This window comes from Falsiroseomonas frigidaquae, from assembly GCF_012163145.1.
In the GTDB taxonomy this organism is placed as follows: domain Bacteria; phylum Pseudomonadota; class Alphaproteobacteria; order Acetobacterales; family Acetobacteraceae; genus Falsiroseomonas; species Falsiroseomonas frigidaquae.
The window spans coordinates 460085-486986 of record NZ_JAAVTX010000001.1 but is presented as its reverse complement, the minus strand read 5'-3'; the positions used below and the strand labels follow the sequence as shown (position 1 = coordinate 486986).

General features: G+C 69.5%; 28 protein-coding genes. 3 read left to right on the top strand and 25 right to left on the bottom strand.

Annotation, left to right across the window (positions count from 1 at the left end; all coding sequences use genetic code 11):
• The first annotated feature begins 118 nt into the window (after positions 1 to 118).
• Positions 119 to 1195, top strand: coding sequence for a tartrate dehydrogenase (locus tag HB662_RS02375; protein ID WP_168046739.1), 1077 nt, complete (start codon positions 119 to 121; stop codon positions 1193 to 1195).
• Between the two features lie 42 nt (positions 1196 to 1237).
• On the opposite strand, the gene HB662_RS02370 is transcribed toward HB662_RS02375, so the two are convergent.
• On the bottom strand, positions 1238 to 1906 hold the full coding sequence (locus HB662_RS02370) for an aspartate/glutamate racemase family protein (RefSeq protein ID WP_168046737.1): 669 nt from the start codon (positions 1904 to 1906) through the stop codon (positions 1238 to 1240).
• Between the two features lie 265 nt (positions 1907 to 2171).
• Between HB662_RS02370 and HB662_RS02365 the strand changes: the two genes are divergently transcribed.
• Entirely contained in the window at positions 2172 to 2879 is a 708-nt protein-coding gene (locus HB662_RS02365) for a substrate-binding domain-containing protein (RefSeq protein WP_168046735.1), read from the top strand.
• Between the two features lie 107 nt (positions 2880 to 2986).
• On the opposite strand, the gene HB662_RS02360 is transcribed toward HB662_RS02365, so the two are convergent.
• The 5 genes from HB662_RS02360 to HB662_RS02340 all read right to left on the bottom strand — a co-directional run bounded on the left by HB662_RS02360 (position 2987) and on the right by HB662_RS02340 (position 7443).
• Positions 2987 to 4267, bottom strand: a complete 1281-nt coding sequence (locus tag HB662_RS02360; protein WP_168046733.1) for a DEAD/DEAH box helicase — start codon at positions 4265 to 4267, stop codon at positions 2987 to 2989.
• A gap of 71 nt (positions 4268 to 4338) precedes the next feature.
• Positions 4339 to 4485, bottom strand: a complete 147-nt coding sequence (locus HB662_RS02355) for a sigma factor-like helix-turn-helix DNA-binding protein (protein WP_209443064.1) — start codon at positions 4483 to 4485, stop codon at positions 4339 to 4341.
• An 89-nt stretch (positions 4486 to 4574) separates the two neighbouring features.
• Positions 4575 to 5168 carry a glutathione S-transferase C-terminal domain-containing protein gene (locus HB662_RS02350; RefSeq protein WP_209443063.1) on the bottom strand — a complete coding sequence of 198 codons (594 nt, stop codon included), beginning with the start codon at positions 5166 to 5168 and terminating at the stop codon, positions 4575 to 4577.
• On the bottom strand, positions 5165 to 5926 hold the full coding sequence (locus tag HB662_RS02345) for an SDR family oxidoreductase (protein WP_245185379.1): 762 nt from the start codon (positions 5924 to 5926) through the stop codon (positions 5165 to 5167). Before HB662_RS02345 ends, HB662_RS02350 begins: the two co-directional genes overlap by 4 nt.
• Positions 5927 to 6540: 614 nt before the next feature.
• Positions 6541 to 7443 (bottom strand): DNA adenine methylase, encoded by a 903-nt coding sequence (locus tag HB662_RS02340; protein WP_342449427.1) that lies wholly within the window; start codon positions 7441 to 7443, stop codon positions 6541 to 6543.
• Positions 7444 to 7491: 48 nt separating this feature from the next.
• Here HB662_RS02340 and HB662_RS02335 point away from each other — a divergent pair, with 48 nt between their 5' ends.
• A complete protein-coding gene (locus HB662_RS02335; RefSeq protein WP_168046731.1) occupies positions 7492 to 7713 on the top strand; it encodes a hypothetical protein in 222 nt (73 codons plus the stop codon).
• Between the two features lie 149 nt (positions 7714 to 7862).
• On the opposite strand, the gene HB662_RS02330 is transcribed toward HB662_RS02335, so the two are convergent.
• The 19 genes from HB662_RS02330 to HB662_RS02240 all read right to left on the bottom strand — a co-directional run bounded on the left by HB662_RS02330 (position 7863) and on the right by HB662_RS02240 (position 26901).
• Positions 7863 to 8105 (bottom strand): hypothetical protein, encoded by a 243-nt coding sequence (locus tag HB662_RS02330; RefSeq protein ID WP_168046729.1) that lies wholly within the window; start codon positions 8103 to 8105, stop codon positions 7863 to 7865.
• Entirely contained in the window at positions 8102 to 8770 is a 669-nt protein-coding gene (locus tag HB662_RS02325; protein ID WP_168046727.1) for a structural protein, read from the bottom strand. The genes HB662_RS02330 and HB662_RS02325 overlap by 4 nt, the downstream gene beginning before the upstream one ends.
• Positions 8771 to 8816: 46 nt before the next feature.
• Positions 8817 to 9131 carry a hypothetical protein gene (locus HB662_RS02320; RefSeq protein WP_168046725.1) on the bottom strand — a complete coding sequence of 105 codons (315 nt, stop codon included), beginning with the start codon at positions 9129 to 9131 and terminating at the stop codon, positions 8817 to 8819.
• Positions 9132 to 9221: 90 nt separating this feature from the next.
• A complete protein-coding gene (locus tag HB662_RS02315; RefSeq protein ID WP_168046723.1) occupies positions 9222 to 10049 on the bottom strand; it encodes a hypothetical protein in 828 nt (275 codons plus the stop codon).
• The gene (locus HB662_RS02310) at positions 10046 to 12103 is read right to left on the bottom strand and encodes a hypothetical protein (protein WP_168046721.1); all 2058 of its coding nucleotides are present in this window, start codon (positions 12101 to 12103) and stop codon (positions 10046 to 10048) included. Before HB662_RS02310 ends, HB662_RS02315 begins: the two co-directional genes overlap by 4 nt.
• A gap of 14 nt (positions 12104 to 12117) precedes the next feature.
• The gene (locus HB662_RS02305; RefSeq protein ID WP_168046719.1) at positions 12118 to 13866 is read right to left on the bottom strand and encodes a hypothetical protein; all 1749 of its coding nucleotides are present in this window, start codon (positions 13864 to 13866) and stop codon (positions 12118 to 12120) included.
• On the bottom strand, positions 13856 to 14341 hold the full coding sequence (locus HB662_RS02300) for an Ig-like domain-containing protein (protein ID WP_168046717.1): 486 nt from the start codon (positions 14339 to 14341) through the stop codon (positions 13856 to 13858). The genes HB662_RS02305 and HB662_RS02300 overlap by 11 nt, the downstream gene beginning before the upstream one ends.
• Before the next feature lie 64 nt (positions 14342 to 14405).
• Positions 14406 to 15065 carry a hypothetical protein gene (locus HB662_RS02295; protein WP_168046715.1) on the bottom strand — a complete coding sequence of 220 codons (660 nt, stop codon included), beginning with the start codon at positions 15063 to 15065 and terminating at the stop codon, positions 14406 to 14408.
• Positions 15066 to 15083: 18 nt separating this feature from the next.
• Positions 15084 to 16907, bottom strand: coding sequence for a YmfQ family protein (locus tag HB662_RS02290; protein WP_168046713.1), 1824 nt, complete (start codon positions 16905 to 16907; stop codon positions 15084 to 15086).
• Between the two features lie 2 nt (positions 16908 to 16909).
• A complete protein-coding gene (locus HB662_RS02285) occupies positions 16910 to 18016 on the bottom strand; it encodes a baseplate J/gp47 family protein (RefSeq protein WP_168046711.1) in 1107 nt (368 codons plus the stop codon).
• 3 nt (positions 18017 to 18019) lie between these two features.
• Complete coding sequence (locus tag HB662_RS02280) at positions 18020 to 18481, bottom strand: phage GP46 family protein (protein ID WP_168046709.1); 462 nt, start codon at positions 18479 to 18481, stop codon at positions 18020 to 18022.
• Positions 18478 to 18978, bottom strand: coding sequence for a phage baseplate assembly protein domain-containing protein (locus HB662_RS02275; RefSeq protein ID WP_168046707.1), 501 nt, complete (start codon positions 18976 to 18978; stop codon positions 18478 to 18480). Before HB662_RS02275 ends, HB662_RS02280 begins: the two co-directional genes overlap by 4 nt.
• Positions 18975 to 20126, bottom strand: a complete 1152-nt coding sequence (locus tag HB662_RS02270; RefSeq protein WP_168046705.1) for a phage baseplate assembly protein — start codon at positions 20124 to 20126, stop codon at positions 18975 to 18977. The genes HB662_RS02275 and HB662_RS02270 overlap by 4 nt, the downstream gene beginning before the upstream one ends.
• 242 nt (positions 20127 to 20368) lie before the next feature.
• Complete coding sequence (locus HB662_RS02265) at positions 20369 to 22669, bottom strand: diguanylate cyclase (RefSeq protein ID WP_168046703.1); 2301 nt, start codon at positions 22667 to 22669, stop codon at positions 20369 to 20371.
• 192 nt (positions 22670 to 22861) lie between these two features.
• Positions 22862 to 23425: a hypothetical protein gene (locus tag HB662_RS02260; RefSeq protein WP_168046701.1), complete on the bottom strand. Its 564-nt coding sequence runs from the start codon at positions 23423 to 23425 to the stop codon at positions 22862 to 22864.
• Complete coding sequence (locus HB662_RS02255) at positions 23422 to 24183, bottom strand: DNA circularization N-terminal domain-containing protein (RefSeq protein WP_168046699.1); 762 nt, start codon at positions 24181 to 24183, stop codon at positions 23422 to 23424. The genes HB662_RS02260 and HB662_RS02255 overlap by 4 nt, the downstream gene beginning before the upstream one ends.
• Positions 24180 to 26117 (bottom strand): hypothetical protein, encoded by a 1938-nt coding sequence (locus HB662_RS02250; protein WP_168046697.1) that lies wholly within the window; start codon positions 26115 to 26117, stop codon positions 24180 to 24182. The genes HB662_RS02255 and HB662_RS02250 overlap by 4 nt, the downstream gene beginning before the upstream one ends.
• 102 nt (positions 26118 to 26219) lie before the next feature.
• Positions 26220 to 26531, bottom strand: coding sequence for a phage tail assembly protein (locus HB662_RS02245; protein WP_168046695.1), 312 nt, complete (start codon positions 26529 to 26531; stop codon positions 26220 to 26222).
• 1 nt (position 26532) lies between these two features.
• Complete coding sequence (locus HB662_RS02240; RefSeq protein ID WP_168046693.1) at positions 26533 to 26901, bottom strand: phage tail tube protein; 369 nt, start codon at positions 26899 to 26901, stop codon at positions 26533 to 26535.
• Position 26902 lies beyond the last annotated feature (1 nt).

The window sequence follows — 26902 nt, the reverse complement described above, 5'->3', positions numbered from 1 at the left end:
CCGGCGGCGGCAAGTTGCCTCGCATGGATGCGGGCGTGCCGGGACATGGCGCCGGGACATGGCGCCAGGACATTGCGCCAAGATTGGGCGCCAGGGCATGGCGGGGAAGGAGAACGAGATGCGCAGCTACCGGATCGCGGCGATGGGCGGGGATGGCATCGGGCCCGAGGTGATCGCCGCGGGGGTCGAGGCGCTGAAGGTCTGCGTCGAACGCGATGGCGGCTTCACGCTCGATTTCACCGATTTCGACTGGGGCTCGGACTACTACCGCCGGCACGGCGTGATGATGCCGGCCGACGGCGCCGACCAGCTTCGCGCCTATGATGCCATCCTGTTCGGCGCGGTCGGCGCGCCGGACATCCCGGACCATGTCACCCTGTGGGGCCTGCGGCTCGCGATCTGCCAGCCGCTCGATCAATACGCCAATGTCCGGCCCACCCGCGTGCTGCCCGGCATCACCAGCCCGCTCCGCAACGTCTCCGGCCCTGAGCTCGACTGGGTGATCGTGCGCGAGAATTCCGAGGGCGAGTATTCCGGCGTCGGTGGCCGCGTTCATCGTGGCCTGCCGATCGAGGTGGCGCAGGACGTCTCCGTGATGACCCGCGCCGGCGTGCAGCGCATCATGCGCTATGCCTTCCGCCTGGCCCAGGGCCGGCCGCGCAAGCTGCTGACGGTCGTCACGAAATCCAACGCCCAGCGCCACGCGATGGTGATGTGGGACGAGATCGCGGCCGAGGTCGCCGCCGAATTCCCCGACGTGACCTGGGACAAGATGCTGGTGGATGCGATGACCATGCGGATGGTGATGAAGCCGGGCAGCATCGACACCATCGTGGCGTCGAACCTGCACGCCGATATCCTGTCCGACCTGGCCGCGGCGCTGGCGGGTTCGCTCGGCATCGCGCCGACCGCCAATATCAACCCGGAACGCGACGCACCCTCGATGTTCGAGCCGATCCACGGCTCCGCCTTCGACATCACCGGCAAGGGCATCGCCAACCCCGTCGCCACCTTCTGGACCGCGGCGATGATGCTGGAGCATCTGGGCGAGAAGCCGGCAGCCGACCGGCTGATGCGTGCGGTGGAGCGGGTGACGGCGGACCCCGCGCTGCACACGCCGGACCTCGGCGGCAAGGCGACGACGCGGCAGGTGACGGATGCGGTCTGCGCGGCGCTGCGGGCCGCCAACGATTAGCGGGCGGCCTGCATGAAAAGCGGCGGGAGCCGGCCAGACCGGTCAGCTTCCCGCGCGCGCCTCGATCATCTCGCGCATCCGCGTCACGGCGGCATGGGGTGCGGTCAGCACCGGCACGTCCACCACCCGGCGGACCGCATCCGCGGCGCGGGAGGTGGAGAAGTGCGCGAGCATGATGGCATCGTGGTCGGCGAGTTCCGGGGCACGCGCGGCAACGAGACGGTTGTGCGAATCCGCATCGCCCTTCCTCAGCAGGTCCATCGCATCCGCCACCAGCACCGTGCTCAGGCTCGCCTTCTGGCCGCTGCGGGCGACGAATTCGTCGAATTCCTCCGTCATCGTGCCGACGGATGGCCCGAAGGTCGCCAGCATGCCGACGCGTCCGCCCTGGGCGATCGCCGCCTGGAACATCGCCTCGTTCGGCTTCAACACGGGGATCGGAAGCGCCTCGATCATGCGATCGATCGCCGGGCCGAAGGCGGAGCAGGTTACCAGGATGCCGTCCGCGCCCATGCGATGGCCGTAGCTTCCGAAGTCGACGAAACGCTCGATCATCGCCTCGGTCAGTTCGGATTCACGCGCCCGGTCGATGGAGAGCCCATCGTCCAACAGGTTGACGATCTCCGCCTCGGGCCAGCTTTCGGCGAAGGCGGACTGGATCGGTTGCATGGCGACGGGCGTGGCGTGCAGGAGCACGATGCGGCAGGGCATTGCGGGGACCTTGTTGCTGGCTGGCGTTCCGATCGGGTGCCCCGGCCTTCACCGGCGCGCGCGCATCTTCGACCATTTCCCGTCCATGCCAAGCTCCCCGGCCAGGCGCGATGCCAGGATGGTGGCAAGCGGGCAGGAAACTTGACCCCGGCCCGTGATCCGACGAAACCGAACTCAAGAACGCTGTCGCCGGTCGAAGCCAGGGGCCACTGCCACCAGGCCGATACCGAGCCAGCCTGAACCCATCGGAGGAGATGCAGGACATATGAGCAAAGAACCAGGCGTTACCCTACGGATCCTGTCCGGCCTCGCGGTGCGCGGCGCCTTCGAGGGCGGCATCGTGGCGGAGTACGAGGCGAGCACCGGGAACCGGGTGGCCGTGGACTGGGTGCCGACCACGCTGATCATGACCAAGGTCGCAGCGGGTGAGCAGGCCGACGTGCTGGTGTTGATCAAGGCCTCGATGGACGAGCTGGTCGCGCAAGGCAAGGTCGATCCGGCAACGCGGGTGGAGGTGGCGCATTCCCGTCTTGGTCTGGCCGCGGCGCGTGGTGCGGCGCTTCCGGCGATCGGCTCGGTCGAGGAATTCAAGGCGGCACTGCTGCAGGCACGGTCCATTGCGTATTCCCGGGCGGGGGCCAGTGGCATCCACTTCGAGAAGGTGATCGATCAGCTCGGCATCGGCGATGCGGTGCGCAGCCGCGCCACGGTGATCCCGGCCGGCTTCACCGCGGAAAAGCTGGTGACCGGCGAGGCGGATCTTGCGGTGCAGCAGGTGAGCGAGCTGCTGGTCGTCCCCGGCATCGAAGTCGTCGGCAAGTTCCCGGAGGCGTTCCAGCAGGTCTCGTCCTTCTCGGCCGCGGTGATGCCGCAGTCGCCGAACCGCGCCGCCGCGGAGGCATTCCTCGCGGCGCTGAACGCTGAGGGGGCCAAGGCGGCCTATCTGGCGAGCGGAGTCGACCCGGCCTACTGATCACCCGCCTACTGATCACCGGCCTACCGGTCAGGCACGGGCGGGGATGGCCAAGGCCGACGGGGGCTTGCCCCTGTGGGCCGCCCCGCCAGCCTGATTAGCGATTGTCAGGCCGCCTTGGCCGCTGCCCGTGCCATGAGCTTCTCTTCCTCGGTCCAGACCTTGCGCTCGCGCTTCTCCTGCGGGCGGATCTCCTTGACCGGCGCGCCGCCCAGCACGGGGGGACGCAGGGTCGAGTTTTTCGCCGCTTCCGAATGCCATGGGTGATCGGCCTGCACGGTCAGGGCGCGGCCGATTTCCCGCTCCACATCCCGCAGCCAGGCCCGCTGCTCGGCATCGCAGAGCGTAATGGCCACGCCGCTGCGTCCCGCGCGGCCGGTGCGGCCGATGCGGTGGACATAGCTCTCCGGCAGGCTCGGCAGGTCATGGTTGAAGACATGCGTGACGGTATCGACGTCGATGCCACGCGCGGCGATATCCGTCGCCACCAGCACCTGCACGGCGGCGGTGCGGAAGGCCTCCAGAGCGCGCTCCCGCTGGCCCTGCGATTTGTTGCCATGCAGCGCGTCGGCCGTGATTCCGGCCTCCGTGATGAAGGCGCAGACCTCGTTGGCGATGGTCTTCTGCAGGGTGAAGACCACGGCCTGGCCGATCCCCGGCTGCCGCAGCAGCGCCAGCAGCGCCGCTTTCTTGTCGGCCGCATCGACGAACATGACCGACTGCTCGATGCGCTCGACGGTGGTGGAGGGCGGCGCGATCTCGACCTTCTCCGGCTCGCGCAGCAGGCTTTCGGCCAGGGCTGCGATGGATTTTGGCATCGTGGCCGAGAACAGCAATGTGTGCCGATCCTTCGGCAGCGTCGCGACGATGCGCTCGATCGGCTTGGCGAAGCCCATGTCGAGCATCTGGTCCGCCTCATCCAGCACCAGCGCCTCAAGCTGCGACAGGTCGCAGAGGCCCTGGTTGATCAGGTCCAGCAACCGCCCCGGCGCGGCCACGATGATGTCGACCCCGGCCTTGAGCGCATTGACCTGGTGGAACTGACTGACGCCACCGAAGATCGTCGTCACGCTGGGCTGCAGGTGGCGCCCGAAGCTCTCGAAGCCGTCGGCGATCTGGGAGACGAGTTCACGGGTCGGGGCCAGGACCAGGATTCGTGCGCCGCCCATGGGGGCCGGGCGAGGCGTCGCGGCTAGGCGATGCAGCAGCGGCAGCGCGAAGGCGGCGGTCTTGCCGGTGCCGGTCTGCGCCATGCCCAGCAGGTCGCGGCCCTGCAGCAGCAGCGGGATCGAGCGGGCCTGGATCGGGGTGGGGGTGGAATAGCCCTCCTCGGCCAGCGCGCGCAGCAGGGGCGGCGCGAGGGAGAGGTCGGCGAACGTCATGGACATGGTCAAGCGGCGCCTCCGGCGCTGAATAAGGCTGCGCCGATTTGGGCTTCGCTGGTTCGGAAGGCCGGGCTTTACGGGGGATGCTGCACTGCGTCAACGTTCGGGAGCGAGAGCCTGGCGTCGCGCTCGGGCGCTGCGGCGATCTCGTCCATCGGCATGCCGAAGAGGCCGTGGAGCAGGAACGCCGCGCATTCGCGCGGTGACAGCCGCTCCAGCACCAACGGTAGCCTTGCCCGCCGCCCTCGCGCGCCGTGCAGAGCGTGGAGTTACGCAGCTTGACGAGATGGCAGCCTGCCAGGCTTCGAGGTCAGGCGAGGCCTTCGGCTGCCATTGCCGCACCTACGGCGGGCCGCTCACGCATCCGCCTGCGCAACTCGGCCATCGGCCCGGGAACCTCCACGTCAAAGCGCTGGGCCCAGAGAAGCATGACGAACAGGTAGAAATCGGCGACGGACGGCTGCTCGCCGAACAGGAACGGGCGCTTCATCCCGCCGGACAACCGGGCCAGCAGACTGGTCACCGTCTTCGCCGCGTGCACGACCTCGCGCGTGGAGCCGCCATGCCACATGGGCTTGAAGGCCCGGTGCAGCTCGGTCGAAATGAAGGCGAGCGCCTCGATCAGCCGGCTGCGGCCGAGCGGGCCGGCAGGCGCGAGTTGCGGATAGAGCGTCGCCAGATGATCGAGCACGGCGATGTTCTCGGTCAGCAACTGGCCGTCGGCGAGGATCAGCGCGGGAACGTAGCCCTTGGCGCTGATCGTCCTGAAGTCGATCCCGTGCTCGGTCGTGTGGGTGCGGATATCGACGCGCTCGATGTCGAAGGGTGCGCCCGCCTCATGCAGCGCGATGTGGTCGGCCAGGCTGCAGGCGCCCGGCGCGTAGTAGAGCTTCAGCCGGCTCACTTGCGCAACTCGCCGCGGGCGAGGAACGTGTCGAAGGTGGTTGCGGCAAGCCTGGCCTGGCCGGCCGGCACGAGCGAGCTCTGGTCGAGCACGACGCCGAAATAGGTCGCTCTTGAATCGGTGACGACGACGCGCGGGTCCTGCGCGGCTGACAGGAAGCGGGCGACCATCCGGTCCAGTGGCGCGCGGTCCGGACCGGCAATCTCGACCAGCCCGTTCACCGGGGCAGCCAGCGCGATCTCGGCCACCGCCTCGGCCACGTCGTCCGACATGATCGGCTGGATCAGCGCCGGGGACAGGCGGACCTCGTTGCCCTGGGTCGCCCCGCGCGCGATCGCGCCCATGAACTCGAAAAACTGCGTCGAGTGGATGATCGTGTAGGGAATGCCGGAGGCTTCGATCAGCTCTTCCTGCGCCTGCTTGGCGCGGAAGTAGCCGCTGGCCTGCAGCTTGGCGGTGCCCACCACCGAAAGAGCGACGTGATGGGTGACTCCCGCCTGCTTCCCGGCGGCAAGCAGGTTGCGGCCTGAGGTCTGAAAGAACTCCATTGCCGCGGCATCCTCGAAGGAGGGTGAGTTGGCGAGGTCAACAACGATCGACGCCCCCGCAACGGCAGCGTCCAGCCCGGCGCCCGTCATCGTGTCCACGCCGGTCGAGGGCGCGGCAGCAATTGCCTCATGGCCGCGTTCGCGCAGCTTTGCGACGGTTTTCGAACCGATCAGGCCGGTTCCTCCGATGACAACGATCTTCATGTTCATGGCTCCTTCGGGATGCGTCATGAACAAGACGAGACAGCGCGGTCCGACGTGACATCGGGTGCCGTTCTTCTTCGACGAAGGATCGAAATTATCCGTGCAGTTCGGAGACTATCCGGGAAAGGTTGGAATGAGGTGGAGGGCATTGCGGCCACCGTCCCGAAGTGTTCGCTCCCGAAATACACAGTTCGGGCAAGTGGGGTTTGAACCAGGGTAAACGCCGATCGCGCGAAGGCCGGCGATCTGCCCGGGTTTACGGGTTCCGCATTGAGCCGATTGGGTCAGCAGGTCCGGAGCCAATTGGCCTCCAGAGGGCAATTTTCGCGCGTCTCCGCGCCCGGCCAGTCACCGGGTCTGCCCTGAAAATCCCATCAAACCTGCCGCTCAGCGCGGCGCTCGGTCGGAGAGCAAGGTTCGCATTGAAGCTGGCGGACGGGGTGGCAGGCGGCAACTGATGCCTGAGGGGCGCATCCGCTCATGTCGCGGCTCATCGAAAACTGCGATGGCCCGGTTGATGGCCCGGGCCTGCTGAACCCTCCGCCAGGCCCTGAAACGCAGAAAGCTGCCCCGTGGGGATCACCCACGGGGCAGCTACAAGCTTGGTCGGTGTGGATCAATCAGCGGGAGTCGCTGATCAGCAGCTCCCTGGCCCTGGGTGCCTTCCCGTTGCGGGCGACGGTGTAGGCCAGGTCGACCTCCTGCATCTCGAACCCCGCGAAGATCTTCCGGATCTCCGGCCGGTCGTTGATGGACAGCAGGAACCGCCCCTGAAGCCCGCCGAGCAGCTCCGCCAGGCGCTGGAAATCGTCGCGCCCGAAGACCCCCTCGCCATAGTCCTCTTCGCAGCCGAAGTAGGGCGGGTCGAGGTAGACCAGCGTCCCGGGCCGGTCGTAGCGGCGGATCACCTCCTCATACGGCAGATGCTCGATGACCACGCCCGCCAGGCGCTCGTGGATCGCCTCCAGCGCCGGGCCCAGCTTCGTGACGTCGAAGCGCGCCGAGCTCGTCGGCGTTACGCCGAAGTTGCGGCCCTCGACTTTCCCGCCAAAGGCCAGGCGCTGGAGGTAGAGGAAGCGCGCAGCGCGCTCGAGGTCGGTCAGGGTGCTGGGGTTGGCGGCGCGCAGCCGATCGAACTCGGCCCGGCCGGTCAGCTGCCAGCGCAGGCAGTCCATCAGCGGCACGTAATGGCGCTGGAGGATCCGGAAGAGGTTGGCGACGTCGGTGCTGATGTCGTTGATCACCTCCGCCCGGGCACGGAAAGGCCGGCGGAGGAAGATCCCGCCCATCCCGATGAAGGGCTCCAGATAGGTGACATGCGGGATGGCGGCGATGCGGGCGATGACCTTGCGGGCCAGGTTGCGCTTGCCGCCGAGGTAGGCAGCTGCCGGCTCGACCGGCGCGGCGGGGAAGTGACTCGACTCCATGTTCGCTTTTCGTTCTACTGCCGCCGCCTCCGGCCGGAGGTGGCGGGGCGGTTCATCTGTGCATGGTCCTCGGCCATGCGGTTCGGGCAGCTGCAACTGCCTGACCCCCGCGCCCCAGAGAGCGCGCGGAAGATGGAGTGGGCGATGAAGGAGCCGAATGTCCCGGCGATCCCCAGCTGGCTGGCACCGGCCTGGCCGCGGCTGATCGCCACGCGGGACGCGGCACTGGCGGCCGGGGCACCGCCAGAGAAGGCGCTGGGGGCAGCGCAGGCGCTGGCGGCCGAGATCCTGTCGCCGGCGCTGCCGGCCTATGCGCTGCGGGAGACGGCGCTGATGCTCGGGGCGACCGGTCCGGATGGGCCATGAGGCGCCAGCGACGGCTCCTGGTGGCAGGTGGTCGTTACCAGCCGCATAGCCGCCGCCCGGCCTCGTTGTGGGCGAGGATGGCGCGGGCGGTGCCATCGGTCAGGCTGTCGGCTTGGCTGACCAGGATGGGCCGCCAGGGCCCGCAGGCCTCAATCCCGGCTCCAGTCCCGGCGCAGGCGCTCAGCAGCACCAGGATCCCGAGCCACATCACGGTCCACCGCATCGCGTACATCCCGCCTGTTGAGTGCTGCCTGCGCCTGATCGAGCGCCGCCTCGCGCCGCGCCTGGCGCCGGCCGGCCAGGTTGGCCGTGCCCAGCGCCACCAGCAGGGCGGCGGCGACCGCCGCCCAGCCCTGCATCCGCCCCCAGAGGCCCGTGAGGAACCCGATCACGCCGGCGCCTCGCCGCGATCCTTCCGGAGCGTCAGGATCACCGACAGGGCCACGACAGCGACGGCGACGATCAGCGCCACGCCGGTCCATTGCGGCAGCCCGCCAAGCGAAGAGATGACCGAGGCCGCCGGCGCCGCCACGGCCACCGCGGTGGCGACGGAGCTGGCGCCGCGCCCGGTCCCGGTGGCGGCCGCCTCCAGCATCGTGGCCACGGGACGGACCAGGCCGGCGCGGCGCAGCCCCTCGTCGATCACGGCCGGCGCGTAGGGCAGGCCGCCGAGCTCGTGGCGGATGATCGCCTCGACCATCGGGCGCATCGTCTCGTAGCGATGCAGGTCGATGACCTGGTCGGGATCCACGCCCAGCGCCGCGGCGACGCCGCGCACATAGGCGCTGGTGTCGTTCTCCTTGGGCGGCGCCCAGCGGTTGATGATGCCGCGCACGGTGCGCAGCCCGTGCCGGTCCTGGTAGGTGGTCAGCAGCATGGCCAGGGCGCGGATGCCGTACTCGTGGCTCTCGAAGCGGGCGAAGCGGCGCCGCTCCACCGGGAGCCAGGTATCGCCGAGGCCGATTTGGCCCTGCCATCTGTTGGCCGGGACATAGTCGATGTTGCCCGGGTTGCGGTTGCGATAGCCGCGCGATTCCTCGAGCCGTGGCTGGGCCATGATCGTCTCCATGATGCGGGGAAGCCGCCTGACCCGGCGGCGGGATTTAGGGGCGGCGGCGGAGCGCGCTGAGGAAGGCCTCGACCATCGGGTCGAGCAGCGCCGGGCCCTTGTTGGCGAGCACGCCGATGACAACCAGCGCCGGCGACCCGTCCAGGCCCGCCGCGCCGCAGGCCAGGGCGCCGATCGCCGCGCAGCCGCCGATCAGCGGGATCTCGTAGATCAGCACAGTGAGCAACCGCTGCAGGCTGATGCTCTCGCGCGTCACGCGACCAAGCAGAAGGGCACGGCCAGCAGCAGCGGCGACCAGGGAGGCTGCCGCCTCCGCCAGCGACGGGTGCGGGTCAGGCAGCAGGGACATTGCGAGGATCCTTCCATCGCCCTGGCGCGCCTCGTGATACCGGGGCGCCGTCGATAATCAGCAGGGTCGCGCCTGCTTCGAGATGCGCCGCTATGCGGGCGGCGACGGTGCCAGGGCCGGAATGTAGTCGAAGATCATTGCGTCCCGGAGCGCGACCCAGGTCGGATCATCCTCCTCATAAACCCTGGCCGCACCGAACATCGCCACGCCCAGGTCGCGGCCCTGGCCCACATAGAAGCCAGCGGTGAGGTCGTAGCCCGCCAGCAGCGTCGCGCGGCCGGTATGTGTCGCCAGGGTGTTGCCGCTGCTGGTCGCGACCACCTCGCCATTCAGCCGCAGCTTCGCGGTGCCGGTGGAGTGCTTCCAGGCGACGGAGAACCGCACATAGGTGTTCAGCGGCAGGTCTGCGTAGGAGGCGAGGATGTTGCTTACACCCGCCGCGTTGCGGGCATGCAGCTGGAACAGGTCGCTGTTCCGCATCAGGATAGCCACAGCACCCACGTTGCCTGTGCCGGCGATCCCGGCCGCGACGGCCTGGGCATGGGTGCCGCTTTCCGCCACGCCCCAGATGGTCCAGTCGGCGCCATTGGCGATGACCGGGCTTTCCGTGATCAGCCCGCCGACCGGGTCGGAGACGCGACCGAAGACGTAGCCCACGTCGCTGGGCCCGCCGGCCGCGTTGACGATGGGCAGCTGCCCCGTGACGATCGGCTGCAGCTTCACCTCGCCCGCGCTCTGGCGGCAGGCCCAACTCGGCGTGCCGGCGCCCAGCTCCTGCCGCCCCCGAAAGTCCCACCAGTGCGAGGTCTCCCGGTAGTTCGCGTACTGATGGCCGAAGAAGGCCAGCTCCGCGTCGGTGAAGATGCCAGGACCGGTCAGGTCCGACGGCGCGTCGGTGACGGTGTACAGCGTGGTCATCGGAGGATCTCCGCAGGAAGAAGCCAGGAATAGTGGGGGGTGGGCATGTCCGAGACGGACTGCTCATCGGTGGCGCGGAAGCAGCCGCGCGGCCCGCTCAGCGATCCGCCTGTGCCGCCACCGATGCCGAGCGAGGTCACCGCGTAGTAGGCGCGGTAGCTGCTCCAATGGACGTCGCGGTCGGTCAGGATCTGGATCGTCGGGGAGTTGAAGGCCGGATGGCTCGGCGTAGTCGCGAGCACATCGGCGGTCAGCGTGAGCTGGCCATCCCTGTCCCAGGCGTGCCAGCCATGGCCGCCATCCATATCCACCATGCTGACGATATCGCCGCTGACGTCGCGGACCAGCGAGGCGCCACGCGGCAGCTCCACCTCGATACGCATCTCGCGCGGACCAACGTCCCACCACCTGCGGCATTCCACAGGCCGCCAGTTGTAGCCCAGCACGGCGCGGAGGATGGCGCGGCCGGCGGTACGCCCGATCTGCCGGTAGCCCAGCACCAACGGGTGTGCGTCGGTGCCATGCACCGCGGCGTGGGACGAACCGGCGCAGATGATGCGGCCGGGGTTCATGCGCGCCGCCAGCGCGGCGCCCAGCGCCGGGCCACAGGGCAGCGCATCCCGCGTGATGGCCGTGGTCACCAGCACTACGGGCTCGTGCTGGCCGGTGATCTGCTGGATGTCGCTCTGCGCGGCGCGCTGGAATTCACCCAGGATGCGCGCCCATTCCAGCGGCGTTGCCGCCCAGGTCCCGCTGCGGTTGCTCTCATGGCCGATCAGGGTGAGGGCAGGAACGACGGGACGCAGACCCGCCGCAATCGCGGCATCCGCGGTGCGCCGGATGCCGAGCATCAGCTCCTCCCACTCCTCCGTGCCGCGCATGTGCATCTGCACAGGCTGGCCGCTGCGGCCGGCGGTGAGCACCACGACGATGCCCGGCAGCTCGGCCTCCGCCCAGCCCTCGGCGATGGTCCGCCCCATCTCGATGGCGGGCGTCTCCAGGTTGTTCGCCGGCGCCTCCGGATTGAAGGTGGAGCGCAGCGCCACCAGGGTGTCGAAGGGCGTGTTGCCGGGGCGCACACCGGGGGCCGGCATGAAGGCGCCGGCGATTGGCGTGAGGTTGTAGTAGGGGCTGGTCAGATAGTCCTGCGCCTGGCCCTGGTTGTAGCTCTGGCCATAGGCCGGGAAGATCGCGGCCACATTGGCGCCGAGCGAGTAGTAGCCGAAGCTCGTATTCGCCGCTGACACGATGCGGCTGCGCGTCTCGCTGCCGATATCGGCCAGTGCGCCGCCCTCGATGCGGCTGCGCGTGATGGAGGATTTCGCCTTGCCGGACAGGATACGAAGGCCGCTGTCCAGCTCCACCGAAAGGTAGTCGCCCACCGCCGGGCCGCGCAGCTGGGCGCCATCGGCAGCGCGGCGCGCCACCTCCTCCAACGGCGTCATCGTGCCCTTCATGCGTACGGAGATCCCAGCGCGCGTGTCGACCTGGCTGCGCACGCGCAGCGCGCCATCCAGAACTGCCGTCTTGATGTTGCCCACCGCCGGGCCAACCAGCCCCTGCGCGCCGACTGCGATGGTGGCCAGGGAACCGGCCTCGGACCCGGCGCCAGCCGTTTCCTCCAGCACCTGCACCCGCTCAGCGACATCGGTCAGCGGCACGATCTCCCCACGCAGTCGCACGCCCAACCCATCATGGATGTCGCCGACGATGATGGGGCGATAGCCGGCGTCCACCACGACGTTGCGGAGGCTGCCGACGGCTGGGCCGACGCGCGCCATCGCGCCCATCGCCGCGAGCTCGGCGGCGATCTGCGCGGCATTCGCGAAGGGCTGCGCGGCCAGCACGGCCGCGGTTTGCCCGGCCGCAGCGCCTTCCTGCTGCGCCAGCGGAATTGCGGCAGCAGCGCCGGCCGCCGCCGCGCCAGCGTTGATCTCGCCCCGCGTCGTTCGGCGCACGCTCCCGTCCGGCCGAGTGCCCAGCAGGGCGATCTCGTCCGATGGCGCCGCCTCGGGCACCTTGCGCGTGTCCTGCACGCGGATCAGGCCGCTCATTTTGCAGTCTCCCTTCAGGCCTGGATGCTGTTGTTGCCGCCGTCGGTGTAGGAATTCGTGACCCACGTTTTCGTCCGATCTCGCGTGTTGCCCTGGACGACCACGCCCGCCCATGACTTGGAGGTCGTGCCGCGAATTGCGTGCGCGAGGTAGCGCGGACGGAAGTGGTTCCCGCCGCCAATCGCGACGTCCTGCACATCGCCGAAGAATCGCACGCAAGCCTGCGTGGAATCATCCGGCGTGCCGATCTCAAGGAACTTCACGCCCGAGATTGAGCCACCCGCGACATCCTTGCTGAAGGAGACGCCGTACTTGGTGGCGCCCACCAGCTTGCCGCCCGTCAACGAGAAACACCCGACTGTCTCCCGGAACGCGATCAGCGATTCCGGCTCCGTCCCCTGGCCGCCGCCGCCTGTCAGCTCATTGTCGGCCAGCGACACATCCTCGACATGCGTGGTAAACTCGATGGCGATAGCATTGGTCTGATCGCAGGTATTGTTCGCGAAGAGGCCGCTCATCAGGCCGCCGATGAACAGCCGATCGCCCGCATCCTGCTTGTTTCCGATGACGGACAGGCCGCGCAGATACTGGGCATTGTTGCCGACATTCACGATGGCCGTGGTGACCAGGTGCAGGCGGTTCAGCTCGAAGCGGATCGCGCGCCAACCGAACGGCAGCATGTCGAAGGGATTGTCCGGATCGTCAATGACGTTGGCATCGTCCCAGTTGAGCCGGACCGCGTTGTTACAAATGCCGAAGCCGCAGCGATTGACGTGCAGTCCCCGCATCCAGTGCTCGATCGGCACGCTGAACTGCGTCCAGTTGCAGTCCACGAACGCCACATCGGTGTCTTCATAGGACGCATCGCCGGGCACGCGCTTGCACCGCACTGCCGTGCCCACGGACCGCGACGGACCGCGGAAGCCCAGCTTCGCGAAGACGGCGTTGGTCTGGCAGTCGATCATCGGCGCGCTGCCGAGATCGGCGTGGTAGACCAGGCGCGGGCCCGGCGCCGTGGTGCTGCCGGGATAGTGGCCGCCCAGCCCTTCCCAGTGCGAGACGGAATTCGTCAGCACGACCTGGGACTTGAACAGATAGCTGGCGTCTGGGAACCACAGGACCTTGCTGGCATTGCTGGCCGCCTGGATGGCTGGCGCATCGTCACTCGTGCCGTTGCACTTCGCGCCGAACATCTGCGGCGTCGGGTTCAGGCCATACATGGACCGCACCCAGCGGCCGGCCTGGAGCGAGGTCAGCGCATCCGGCCGGATCACGGTGCCGCCATTGTCGGCAGCCGTGCTGGCGGGCTTCCAGACATAGGGCCCGCCGCCACCATCATGGTCCGCGTGATAGCCGCGAACCATCACCCCGAAGCCATCGGGCAACGCCGCCTGTTGGACAGAGCGAAGCGCCGCGATGGTCGCGACGTTGCCGAAGACTACCGCGGCCTCTGCCGCCGCAGCACCCGCCGCCGCACCCGTCATCGCGCCGGCGGAAGCGCCCGCCGTGGCGCCAGCGGTGGCCGCCGTTGCCGCGCTGGCGGCGGCGGCGTGCGCGCTGCCTGCCGCCGCCTGCGCGCTGACGCCGGCCGCCGTGACCGAGGCCACAACCGCGGCTCGCGCCAGCGTCTCGATGATGCCGAAGGGCGTGCGAGCAAACTTGCGGTTGCGTCCCACGCACAGCAGCGCGGAATCCTCGGCCGCCGGCTCCTCGGGCAGGCTCCAGGTGTCCTGCACAAGGAGCGGCGACACATCACCCGGCATCGACGACGCCCCCCATCAGCAGGCCATTGGGCAGCAGCAGGCCGACGCCATCCGGATCCACCAGCATCACCAGCGGCTCGGCGGTGCCTGGCACCAGGAAGTCCCCCTCCGGCGTCTCGACCAGCACCGCCGGGACGGCGTTCAACGTGACGACGCCGGCAATGATGTCAAAGGACCGCTCCGCGACCTCAGCCTGCGGCGACGTCACGACGGCACGCGCGACAAAGCGACCATCTTCCGCCGGGGCCAGCACGGCCGTGGCGCGCCCGGCCGCGTCGCTGATGACGCCGGGCAGCTGGACTTCCCAGCCGCTCGGCGTGAGCAGGGACAGGTTCACACCGGCACCGGCAATCGGTGCGCCGTCCTGGTCCAGCACCGTCGCCTCGATAGCCACGCCGCTGCCCTGCATGGCGCGCGGGCGCAGGTGATCGCTGCTGGCCACGCGCAGCGTGACCCTCACATCCATGACGGGCATGGCAACTCCGGATTTTCGGCAGGAAGGGCGCGCCGCCGCGCGCAAGGTCAGCGCACCGCGAGGATCAGCGCAGCGCCTCGATGTACATCCAGGTATTGGTCGCACGCAGGTTCAGGTTCGCGCCCCGATCCTGGAAAACGGCGAGCTGGATGTAGTCACCGGGCGTTACGGGCACGACGCCGCCGGAAGCATTGAGGATCGTCACGTCGAGATCGCCGGCGCTGGGCAGACGCATTGCCGGCAAGCCATCACCTTCCTCGACCCCATTGATCAGGACACGCATCTTGCGATCGCCCACCGCCTCATTGTCCCAGGTGGCCTGGCAGACCACGCGGATGCGGCTGACGCCTGCCGGAACCGTCAGGCTTGTGGGGAACCCGCTGACCCAGAATCCGGCATCGTCGTAGATCGGGGTAGGCCAGGTCACGATCGTCTCGCTTGCGTTCCCGATCGTCATGGGCGAAGCCAGCGAAACGAGCACGCCGCGGCCGCGCATCGCGCGAAGCGCATCGCGGACCTGCGTCAGGCTCGCCTTGTCGGGCGTGAGCCCCGCTTCGACGATGATCGCGAGAAACTCCTCGATCAGGGAGTGCACGATCCAGGGTGTCAGCGTCGTGCCCGGCGTGCCAGTCACAGGATTGCCGGCGCTCGGGTAGCCGGACGTAGGGTGGGCATCCACCGCCGGCGGGCTGGCCGCGGCGGTGGGGTGATGGATGCGGTCCATGGGCAGTCTCTCCCGAGATCAGGCCGAAAGGGCGGCGACAAGCGCCGGCAAGTCGCCGTCGGCGGATGCGTAGGGCAGCACGCGGACCTTCTCGATTTGCCCGGACATGGCACCGAAATCGGTCAAGGTGCAGCCGAGGCGAAGGATCGCCAGCACGTCCGTCGCCACCCCTGTCACAGCGACCACGGCGCCCCCGTCCAGGCTGACCGTCATTCGTCCATCGGCATCGAGGCTCAGTCCAAGGCTGAACAGGCTGTCACCCGCAACAGGCCCAAGGTCGGAGGCCGAGGCGCTAACGCCTGCAGCGGTCCGGCTTGTGCGCAGCAGGCCGGTTCCACTGACGTGCCGAATGCGGATGAAGTCGTCGAAGGTGCCGGCATCCACCTGCAACAGCACCTGGTCCGCCCCATCCATGGCGCCCGCGGCCAGCAGGCCGCGCCAAAGCACGGTGAAGGGGCCTTCGATCTCCAGGCTGGCGCGCAGGTTGACAGTCAGGATGTCCGCCTCTCGCGCCGACACCTCCGGCGCGCCGATCGCGGGCAGGATCGGCGATGTGGCCGCCACGCCCTCCGTCAGCCACGCCCAGCCGGAGGTGAGGGTCCGGCCCGTGCCGGGGAAGGAAGCCAGCCGGCCATTGGCCAGCAGGTTGCCCATCATCAAAATGGCGGAGACGATTGCCGCGGCCGTCGCGGTGGCGGTCATCCGGCAAAGGTACCAGTCGCCGATCCGCCTGATCGTCGCGCGGCTCACGCCCGACCCACCAGTGCCCACCACACCATCTCCGGTGAGGCCGAAGTTCTGGTACCCGGTGCTGCCGTGGCTCAGCGAGAAGCATAGCTGAACATTCGTGCAGGTGCCTGCACGCACCAGCCAGTGCAGCGTGTAGCTCACGCCGATCTCGGCCGTCACCGAGGTGTTGTGCTGGCTTCGGTGGTTGCTGGTCGTAGTGCTTTCGGTGACCAGCGCGCCCTGACCTGCCACGCCGTCGGGGCCGACTGCCGACACAACGGCGGCGATGCCGGTATTGGACCAGCCGGCACCGAACGCCGTGCGCGCATCGGCGATGATGTTGGTCTTCGACCCCTCGCGCAGCAGGCGCCGCGACGTGCCGTGGAAGCGCGGCGCATCGGCCGGGAACTCCTGCCAGATCACACCATCCGCGCCCAGGGCTGCGGATCTGGAGCCGGGCTGTGCGCGCGTCAGCGCCAGGGGCGCAATCAGCTGTGCCGGCGCCAGCACGGTCTCCACGCGATACGCGAAGATCAGGATGGTGTGCGCCGGCGCCAGGCGGCGCAGCACGCATTCCAGCGCGCCGTTGCCCCAGCTCCGCAGCGGCTCCCCCACCACGCTGGTGCCGAGCTCGAACGCCCTGATGACCTGTTCGGGGGCGCTGATCTCCCAGGCGAAGGCCCAGTCATCGCCCAGCAGCGGCGCGCCGACGACGGAGCCGCCGATCCGGAAGGGTGCGAATTCCCGGATGGTGACGGGGAAGCCCAGCGCCGCCGCCACGCCGATGAAGTAGGCGCGGGATTGCCCACCGCGCGCGGTCAGCCGCGCCACAACCTGATCGCGTCGGCCCTGCAGCGTCGGCGCCGCGCCCGAGCAGGCGTCGGGAAGGCCGAGCGCCTCCTCCCATTCCGGCAGCAGGTAGAAGGCCGAGGCGGGGAAGGCGTCGTCCAGCAGGGCGCGGGCCCGGGCGCGAAGGCGCGCGGCCGTGGCGGCGACGCCGGCCAGGATCCGGGTCTGCGTCGCCCCTGTCTCGCGGGGCCAGACCGGGCCTGTCGGCATCAGGGCCTGGGCGGCGGCGAGCAGCTCGGCCTCGGTGCGATCGGAATCCGCCATGCTCAGGCCGGCCAGGTGATGGTGCCGAGGACCGGCAGGGAGCCGGCCGGCGCCGTCACGGAGCTCGCCGGCGATGGCAGGGAGAAGCGCTCGACGGCCGGCACGGCATCGATGGCGGCGACCAGGTCCGACTGATAGGTGGTGCCGCCCGGCACACCGCTGCGGCGGAACATCGCAGCCAGAGCCAGCGTGATGGCGGCACGGATCTCCGGCGTGTCGGCCGACAGATCGGCGATGGTCATGTCGACGGGGTAGGGCGCCGGCGCGACCACGTAGACGAGCGCCGTCACCGGCTGCAGCGGCCGGATGAAGTTGGCGACCAGCAGCTGGTCTCCGGTCGCGGCCGTGGCGCGGGGATCGGCTGCGGCAACGCCGTCGCTGCCCTGGGGAAAGCCGCCGAAGGATGCCCGAACATCATCCAGCATCACGTAGACGGTGACGGCCCCAGGGCCCGGCGAGGCGTCCCAGGCGCGGGTGACGCCCGGCACCTCCCGCGCCCAGCGTGCATAGTCGCCGGCGGCGCCGCCCTGCGGCGGCTGCCGGTACCGCGCCAGCATGCGCTCCCGGAAGGCATCCTCCGGCTCCTGATCCGCACCGCCGACGGCGGCCGTCGCCAGCACGCCGGTGGCGACGATGCCGGAGGCCGCGCCGGCCAGCGCGACTTCGGCGCCGGCCAGGGCGTTGCCCAGCGCGCCGGGTTCCTCAGCGGCGATTGCCACGGTTACGGTGCCGCCGCTGCCGACGCTGCCGCTGGCGGTGCTGCGATAGGCCACCCCATCGGCGCGGCGGGCGATCAGCGCGCCTTGAGACAGAATGGCGCCCGGAGCCCCGGTGAAGGTGGCGGTGGCGGTGGCGCTGGCGGCCTCCTTCCGGAAGATCCCGACCAGCGCCGCCCAGGCAACCAGCCGCGCGCCGGTGGCGGTCAGCGGGTTCGCCTCTCGCGCGATCCAGTCCAGGTAGCCGTAGAGGCCCTGGGTCAGGCCCGCGAGCACCTTGGCCAGCACGCCCAGCGGCGAGGCGCGCAGGATCACGCGTTCCCCGGTTGCCCCAGCCATATCCGCCCGCGCCTGCTGCTGCAGGACGGTGAGGGTGGGTCGCTCGAAGGCCATGCGTCAGATCCCCTGCCAGGCCCAATCGGCGCGGAGGACAGCCCGGCGTTCGCCCGCTTGGCCTGCCTGGTGAATGGTGATGGTTGCGCCCATGCGCGTGCTGCTGAGCCAGCTCGCCGCGACCTCGACGCGCTGCGCGAGCTGCTCCTCGATCAGCCAGGCGAGGGCTTCCCGGATGTAGTCCTCGGCCCGGCGCAGCGTCTCCGGCAGCCGCTTGGATCGCCGCAGCAGCCACAGGCGCGAGCCGATGGGGTCATCGCCGAGGGCATTGCCCCACCAGCCCCGGCGGTCCGTATCGCCGGGCGGCAGGCGATCATCCTCTGAGGCTCGGGCATCGCTGAACAGGCTGATCATCACGGCGGTTTCCAGCGCAGGCGCCGTCACCAGCTGGCCATGGCTGGCCAACAGCCAATCGCCCTGGGATCCCTCGGCATCCCAGGCGATGGCGAAATCGGTGGCCGTCATGTCGGGGGAAGCGTCTCGCTGCCGGTTTCGGGGTGGCGGTGGCCGTTGAAGCTGCGGCCGGCGATGGTGACGTCGCCGGTGACGGCGAGCTCGCCCTCGACGGTCACCAGGGGCGCATTGCGGAAGGTGATGGGCAGGCCGCCGCCATCGACGACGATGCCCTCGCGGGTCAGGTGGATCTTCTGGCCGAGATCGTCGTGCAGGATGGCCTCGCCGGCGGCGAGCTCCACCTGGTAGCGGCGGTCATTTGTGGCGACGATGAAGCCGGCGGCGCGGTTGCCGCCGGGGAAGAGCACCACGACATCGGCGCCCGGATGCGGGCGGGAGGCGAAGCCATAGGCCTGCAGGAGCGGCGTCTCGTCCCGGATCTCCGCCGCGTCGAAGCGCACCTGCAGCCGCCGCGCGCCGCGGCCGCCGAGCGCGGTGCTGGCGGCGACGCGGCCGACGGCGATCATCGACATCATCCGCGCATAGAGGCGGTCGACGCTGGCAATCATGGGATGGGTCCGCCGCCGCCGGCGGCGAGGCCGCCCTGGCGCAGCGCATCCTGGACCTGCCAGTCGAAGGGGGTGAGGTAGACGGGCTGTGGCTGGAAGGCTTCCCGGGGCATCAGGGTCAGGCGGGCATGGGTGCCCTGGCGGCCGCGCTCGAAGCTGACCTCGGAAATCAGCCAGTCGACATCGGGTAGCTTCAGCGTCGGCAGTTGCACTCGCGCCAGGCGGTTCGGCTGCCACAGCGCGCCAGCGGCATCGCGCCAGGAATCCGCCAGGATCTCCACCGGCTGGCTGCGGCCGAAGCGGCGGGCGCGTTCCCAGTCGACGCGGCGCTGGGCGATGTCCACGCCGTTCTGCAGGGTCTCGGCGATGACGATCAGCGGCCGGAAGCGCCGGCCCTGGCCGGGTGCATCGGCGCCGATGGTGATGTCGCGTGTCGTGGCGCGGGTGTTGAAGTCCGGCAGCGCGGCGCGATCGAATTGGGCGAGGGTCTCCACCGGCATGAAGACCGCCTCGTAGAGGCTGTAGCGCTTGTCGTAGGCGCGGCTGACGCTGGCCTCCTCGACATTGGCGCCCTCCTTGAAGCCGCTGGCCATGCGGTCCGTGGCCAGGCGGGCGAGGATCAGGCGCCCATCCGGCCCCTCATAGGCGAGGAAGTCGGAGTGGCGGGCGGTACGGTCGATGATGTCCCAGGCAGTCTCGGTGAGGATGACGTTGAACTGTGGCACCACCTCGCCATCGCCAGCGCGGGCATCGACCTCGATGCCATAGATGGCGGCGAGCTGCGCGATGACCTGGCGCGAGCGGGCGCTGAGGATCTGGTTGGCGCTGCCGCGGAGGTAGGCGGAGCAGTCGACCAGGTCCTGGCACTTGCCCCGGCCTGTGACACGGATCTGCGTGCCGCCGCGCTTGCTGACGGAGATGGTGTAGCGGTCGACATAGCCGGTGACGACGGTGTCGTCGCCGATGCGAAGGACGCATTCCATGCCGGGCTGCACGGGGACGGCGGGCTTGCCGGGGTAGCGATCGGTAACGACCAGGTCGAAGTCGGAGGGCATGCGCTCGATGCCGACGCCGATGCGGACCTCCTGCCAGCCGGATAGCAGCTGGCCACCGACCAGCAGCGAGACGTCGCCGTCATCGGGTGGCATCGAGCATCTCCGGATGTGGATTGCTTGGGGCGATTCGCGGCGGCTCAACCGATGGGGCGAAAGACAGGCCTCATGGGTTTTGAGCCGCTTTGGTGGTCGAGAAGCGGCCGAATCGTCCCGCTTCCCACAGCTTTTCGGCGGCACTGCAACTCGCCCCATCAGCGGGGTCGGGTCATGCTGACCCGCCGGTGTTCAACCGCATCATGGGCTCGCCGACGCTCGTGCCGTGGCGCCTAGCTCACTCAGGTCCGTACCAATGCGTCAGATTCAGATCCGACAACCACGCGATTTCGCCCGGCTGTCTTCGCGACATAGAGAGCGGCATCCGCGGTAGACAACAGCCCCGTGCGGTCCTGCAACTGATCCTCGAACGACGGGAACCGGGTCGCCACGCCAATGCTCGCCGTCACCATGCCGACGCCGGGATTACCTTCGTGCTGCACCGCCCGGCGCAGCAGCTCGGAGCGGAAGCGTTCGGCAACCGAGTGAGCGCCATGCGCATCGGTGGCCGGCATTAAGAGCGCGAATTCTTCGCCACCGAGCCGTGCAGGCAGGTCGCCGGGCCGTCGCGCTACCGCGTTCAGCGCAGCCGCGACCTCTCGCAGACAGACATCCCCCGCCGGGTGGCCATAACGGTCGTTGAACCGCTTGAAGAAATCAACGTCCGCCATGAGAATCGAGAGTGGTTGCTCCTCCCGTGCGCAGCGGCGCCACTCTGCCTCCAGCGCGGCATCGAAGCGCCGCCGGTTGGCGATCCCGGTCAGTGCGTCAGTCGCGGCCATGTCAGACATCTGCTCGTAGGCCTGCAGCAGCTCCGTCTCCGCTTGCTTTCGTTCCGTCGCATCCCGGATCGTCGCGACGTAGCCACGCGTCCCCCCATTGCGGTCCCTGTGGACCCGGCAGCGGACCTCAACCCAGAGCCACGTTCCGTCAGGCCGCAGATGCCGGTAGGTGGCAGTCGCCTCCTCCTCGCCAGCCTCAAGAGCAGCGAGAGCCGCTTCAAGCCAAGCGCGGTCATCCGTGTGAACGAAGTCACGGGCGTTGCGCCCAACCAGCTCCTCCGTCTGCCATCCCAGGAGACGCTGTGCCGCGGGCGAGACGTAGCGCCGCGTTCCGTCCAGGTCGCTCAACGTCACCACGTCGCCCGAGTTCTCTGCTAACAGTCGGAAGCGCTCCTCGCTCTCCCGAAGGGCCTCGGCGGCGCGGTGTGCCTGCGTGACATCGGTGAAGGTCGTGACGAAGCCGCCACCGGGCAAGCTCCGCCCTGCAACCTCCAGGACCGACCCGTCGGACCGGGTCCGAGTGAGACGGTGTCCGTCCCCACGTGTGGCAGCCTTATAGCGGTCCCGCGCAAGCGTGTCGGGATCGCCCGGTCCATAATCTCCGCGCCTCGCAAGAAAGCCGGCGAGGTCGAGGTAGTGGCGCGATGGCTCGGCAATACCCTCCGGCAGGTCGAGCAGCTGACGATAGCGCATGTTGCAGGCCAGCAGCCGTCCATCCGCGTCCCAAGCCGCCATTCCCTGCGCCATGCTTGACGTTATCGCCGAGAGAAGTTCCGCCTGTGCACGCCGCTGGTCGGCCAAGGCCGCCAGATCCAGGCTCTTGGCGTGTACCAGCGCGTGGGCATTCGCCTGCCGGGCCCATGCGATCGCGACACCGAGTCCCCCGAGCAAGGCAGCACTCACGGCTGCCAGGACTGCGGCGGTGGTGCGCCGCGGGTCGGCCAGGCCGGCATCGCGATCCTGGAGCGCCAGCATGACGGCAGGCAGGCCAGTGGGTACACCGTATGCGGCCATTATCTCGTGGCCCGTAGGCTGGCTCTCGTACACCAACCTGCCGCTTCGCGCTTCCCGTGCCGCCTTCACCCCCGGATGGTCCGGTTCAACAGCAAAGCGCAGGTAGCGCTCGGGATTATGGCTGTGAGCAAGGACCGCGCCGTCGGACAGTCGACGTAGGGCGACCGCCTGGCCCGGCTCGGTTCCTGCTTTGCCGAGCGATTGGGAGAGAACGATGGGATCGAGCGACACGACGCTGACGCCCGCGAGCGTGCCGTTGCGGTGCTCCATGCGTTGCGAGATCTGGATGCTCCAGCGCCCCGTGGTCCGTTCGATAACCGGCGCGCTTATGAACAGACCGCGATGCGTGCCGTCGAGGTGGACGCGAACATGCTCGCGGTCGGCGACGAGCACACCTGTGGCGTACCCAGCAGCACCCCAGGCGAGCCACCCATCCGCGTCGGCTATAGTGACCTGAACGACACCCAGCCGGCCCGACGCTGTGATCTCGCGCAATTCCTGCTCAACGGCCAGAGCGCCGACGGCGTCGTGGGCGTCTGACAGTCTCCGCCAGAGGCCAACGAGGGAGTGAACGGACCGAACGGCTTCGATAGCTCGGAGCACGCTTTGCTGGGCAGCGGCGACGTCGGCTTCCAGCGTTGTCCAGGCTGCCTGCTCGGCGGCATGGCGCAGGGCTCTTATGTAGTCAGCGGTGCCGATGGCTGCGACGACCGCAACAACCAACCAAGCAGCTAAGACGCGCCTCATTGGCCTCGTCAGGCTCGGCGTCCGGCTACGAGAACTGATGCGCGCTGCGCGGAAGACAGCCCTCAGCGTCATGTTCTGCCTCGCCATCCGCCCTAGCAGGGTCACACTAAAAAGTGATTGTTGGCGTGGTATGAACGTCGGCGGCTCGATTGTGATGCCAATTAAGGAATATTTTCTTGAAGTAGATGGCTCCTAAGTTCCCCGCGTACTGAATGTCCCACCAATGAAGTTTGGATCCTCTGCATCCGCCTGAAGGCTGACCTCCTCCGCCCGGTCCAGGTCCTCGTAGAGCCGGTAGGCATGCACCAGGGCCGGCAACGGCTCCGCCACCGTCACCCTTCGCAGTCGCGCCAAGTCTGCCGCGCGGCGGGTTAGATCCTCCAACACGGCCGCCCGCAGGTCGCGCAGCGCGAGTGCCGTCGCATCCTCCCCGGCATCGGCCGCCACCACCTCCTCCGCCGCCAGCAACCCGCACACCTGGTCGCGCAGTGCCACCGCTGCGTCGTAGGAGGGCGGGCTGGCTTCTGCTGCGGCGCGGGCCAGGGCGGCCAGCGCGGCGCGCCGGCAGAGCCCTGCGGCAGCAGCCTCGCCACTCGCCTGGGCCAGTCCCACACCATCCGCCGCCGTCGCCTCGACTGGCTGCAGCGCCGCCAGAGGGGCAAGTAAGCGGATGCTGTCGGCCGGGTCCGGCGACAGGCCGCGTAGCGCGTCCGCCAGGGCCTGGGCGGCGGCGGCGAGCTGCGAGAGGGTGCTCACAGCCGCGCCGCCAGGCTGGTGACCAGATCGGCAGCCCGGGTTGCCCCGCGCCGTGCCGCGGCCACGCCGTTCAGCGCCCGCGTTGCGCCGCCCTGCAGCGCGGTGACCGGCGCCAGCGCCCGGCGGTAGCCAGCGGCAAAGCGGCCGAAGCTGCGGTTCAGCCCGGGCGCCACCATTCCCACCGCATTCATCACCACCCGAGCGTCTCCCATCAGCTGGTTGGCCTGCGCGGTGTACGCGCCGATCGTCCGCTGCACGCTGCGCACCACGGCAATGCCCTGGGTCAGCGCTTCCCCGGCACCCCGCACGAAGCTGCTGGCCGCCTGCGCGTCCAGCGCGTCGGCCAGCGCGGCGATGCGGCTGCCGAGATCCTCCGCGACATCCGGGAAGCGCCGGCTGCCATCCTCGACGAACAGGAAGTGCAGCTCGACCACCCGGCCGAGGTCGTGGCGGATGCGGGTGTGGAACTCGACCAGACTGACCTTCAGCAGGCCGAGGGTCGGGTGCAGCAGCTCGCCCGGCCCCTCGGCCTCGGCCGCCTCGATCATCTCGAGTTCCAGCGCGGCCACATCGTCACCCACCCGGAAGCCGATCAGGCCGTGGCGGCGGGTGGCGCGGCCGGTATCCTCGACCCAGACCGAATCCCGGAACGGGTATTCGTGGATCGTAGTGGCGCGGCCGAAGCTGCCCTCGGCGTTCCAGATCTCGAAGGGCACCCCGCGCCAGGCGGCGGGACGGTAGGTCAGGGTTCCGCTCATGGTCCGGCTCCCAGGCCCGGCCGCTCGATGCGCACGCCGCCATCCTCGCGCCGCGTGATGGCGGTCAGGCCGGGCGGCACCTGGCCCGAGAAGCGCAGCTCCACCACGGATCGGCTTTCGCCGCCGCCGGCCGCCAGTGGCCCGGCTGCGGTCGCTGGTGAAGGCGCGGATGCCCCGGCCGGCGCCAACCCGAGCGCCACGCCACGGTCGATCACGGCGGGATCCAATGCCCGGCCATTCTCCTGCACCGCCATGGCCGCGACCAGGCGCCGCAGCACCGCAGCGTCCCGAAGGTCCAGCGTCTCATTCGGCGCGATCCCGATCGCGCGCGACACGGCGGCGATATAGGCGGCAGTGTTGTTCTCGCCCGGCGGTGCCCAGCGGGAGATCTGCCGTGCCAGCGTGTCGTCGCCGCGGCGGGCGTTGCGCTGCAGTTGGCGGATGGCCTGGGCGATGCCCGCCTCCATCGTCGGATAGACGCCGAACCGGCCATCGGAGGCGAGGCCGGGATTGGCCTCGAGCTGGCCCGGGTGCCACATCAGGTTGAGCGGGTTGTTGTTGCGGATGCCGCGGGGCTCGGCGGGGTCGCCCGGTCGCGCGGCGGGTGCGGCCGGCAGTGACGGTGCCCAGCGCTGCCGGAAGAAGGCGCCGAGACGCGCTTCGAGCGAGGGCAGGCCAGCAGGGCGCGGAGGCGCCAGCTCCAGCTCCCGCCGCAGCGCTTCGGGGTCGCGGCGCAGGCGGTCCAGTTGCGCCTCTTCGCCGGCGTTCAGCGGGGTGGGGTGGAGGATGAAGGCGCCGGCGGCCAGGCCGCCGGTGGCGCCGGTGCTCAGCAGCCGCAGCAGCCAGGGCGCCAGCCGGAAGGTCGTGATGCTGCCGAGGGCGCGGACGATGCGGGTCAGCGGCGCCAGTACATGCGCCAGCAGGGCTACGCCCAGCAGTATCGCGGCATTCTCCATCCCGCCCATCCAGCCGATGACGGTGGAGATCCCGGTGCCGACCGCCTCCAGCCGCTCGCCCAGCCGAGTCAGCCCGCCACCATCCACCCAGGCGGTGAAGCGCCCGGCGAGATCCTCAACAATGGCGCCGAGCCGCGGGCCCTCGGTGATCAGCCAGTTCGACAGCCGGTCGATCAGCGGCACCAGCACCGGCGCCAGGCGGGCCGCCAGCGTGTTCACCAGCCCCTGGCCCGCCAGGTTCAGCCGGATCTGCGCCAGCTCGAACTGCCGCGCCGCCTCGGCCCCCTCCTCGGAGATGGCACCGGCGCGCCGCGCCTCGCGCTCGTACTCGCGCATGCCGGCGGCGCCCTGGCGCAGATAGGGCAGCAGGCCGGCCGGCAGCCGCAGCGCGCCCAGGACGCGCGCCTGCAGGCGCGGATCGGCGATGCGGGCGATGCCATCGGCGACCTCGGGCAGCACCTCGGTGGCGGTGCGGGCCTGGCCCGCGGCATCGCGTAGGCCGATGCCGAGCAGCCGGAAGTACTGGCCCGCCGTGTCGTCCCGCCCGCCCACCGCATCGGACAGCGCATCGCCGAGCCCCTGGAGGCCCTGCGTCAGCTCCTCGGCGGAGGCGCCAGACAGCGCCGCTGCGCCTCGCATGGTGAACAGCGCGGAGGCGGTGCTCTGCACGCGATAGGCAGTGCGGGTCAGCTGGGCGCCGAGCGTGGCCCAGCTGCCGGCCAAGCGCAGCACGCCGGCGATCGAGCCCGCGGCGGTAAGGGCGGATAGCGGGGGCACGATCAGGGCGATGTTGCGCGCCACGGCGCCGGCAAGGCGCGACAGGCGGTCCATACCCATGGTGCTGCGGGCGGCGTTGTTGAGGCGACTGACGCCGGCTGCGAGCCGCAGCGCGCCGCTGTTCATCGTGGCGAGCGGCCCCGACAGACGGTCGATGGCGGAGATGGTGACGCTCAGCGCGCCGGCGGCGGCCACGGCCATGTCAGCTCCTGCGTCCCAGGGCGGCGGCCTGGCGGTCCCACCAGAACAGCTCGGCCGGCGTCATCGCGAAGGCGTCGCGCGGGCCGAAGCCACAGGCCAGCGTCACGCGCGCGGCGGCAGGGCCCCAGCCGCCGGCGGGTCGACTGGCAAAAAACGCGCGAAGTACCGGCTGGCCACCTCCAGCACCTTGGGTGAGAGCTTCGCCACCAGCTGCGGCGGGATGCCGGCGCTGCGCTGGATCAGATGCGTGGCCTGGGCGATCTCGTTGCCCTGTTTCTGCGCCGCCATGATCATCTCGATGGTCAGCGGCTGCAGCGTGATGTCGGCCACCGTGGTGCCGTTGTATTCCACCGGCGGGAAGCGGATCACGCGCGGCGGGATCTCCTCGATCAGATCCTCGTCCAGATCGTCCATCTCAGCTCTCCTGCACATCCGGACCCTCGAAGCGGACCTCGAAGGTGGCGTCGTCGGCATTCACCTCGACGACGTTGACGCACCACATGCCGTTGCCGGTGACGCGCTTGCCGCTGATCAGCTCGAGCGAGACGGAGACGCTCTCCATCGCCTCGAAATCGGCCACGCGGGTGCCGGCGTTGTCGCGGATCTTGGCCTTGATGTACGGCGCCACCGGCTTGACGCTGAAGCCATGCACGCCGTTCTGGCCGACCATCGTCTCCTTGACGGAGCGGGCGGCCTGCCAGCCGACGCTGTCGACGACGTCGTACTCGACGCCGTCGATGTAGAGGTAGGAGGTGCCCGCCAGGGCCCCCGGCTGCAGGGCCATG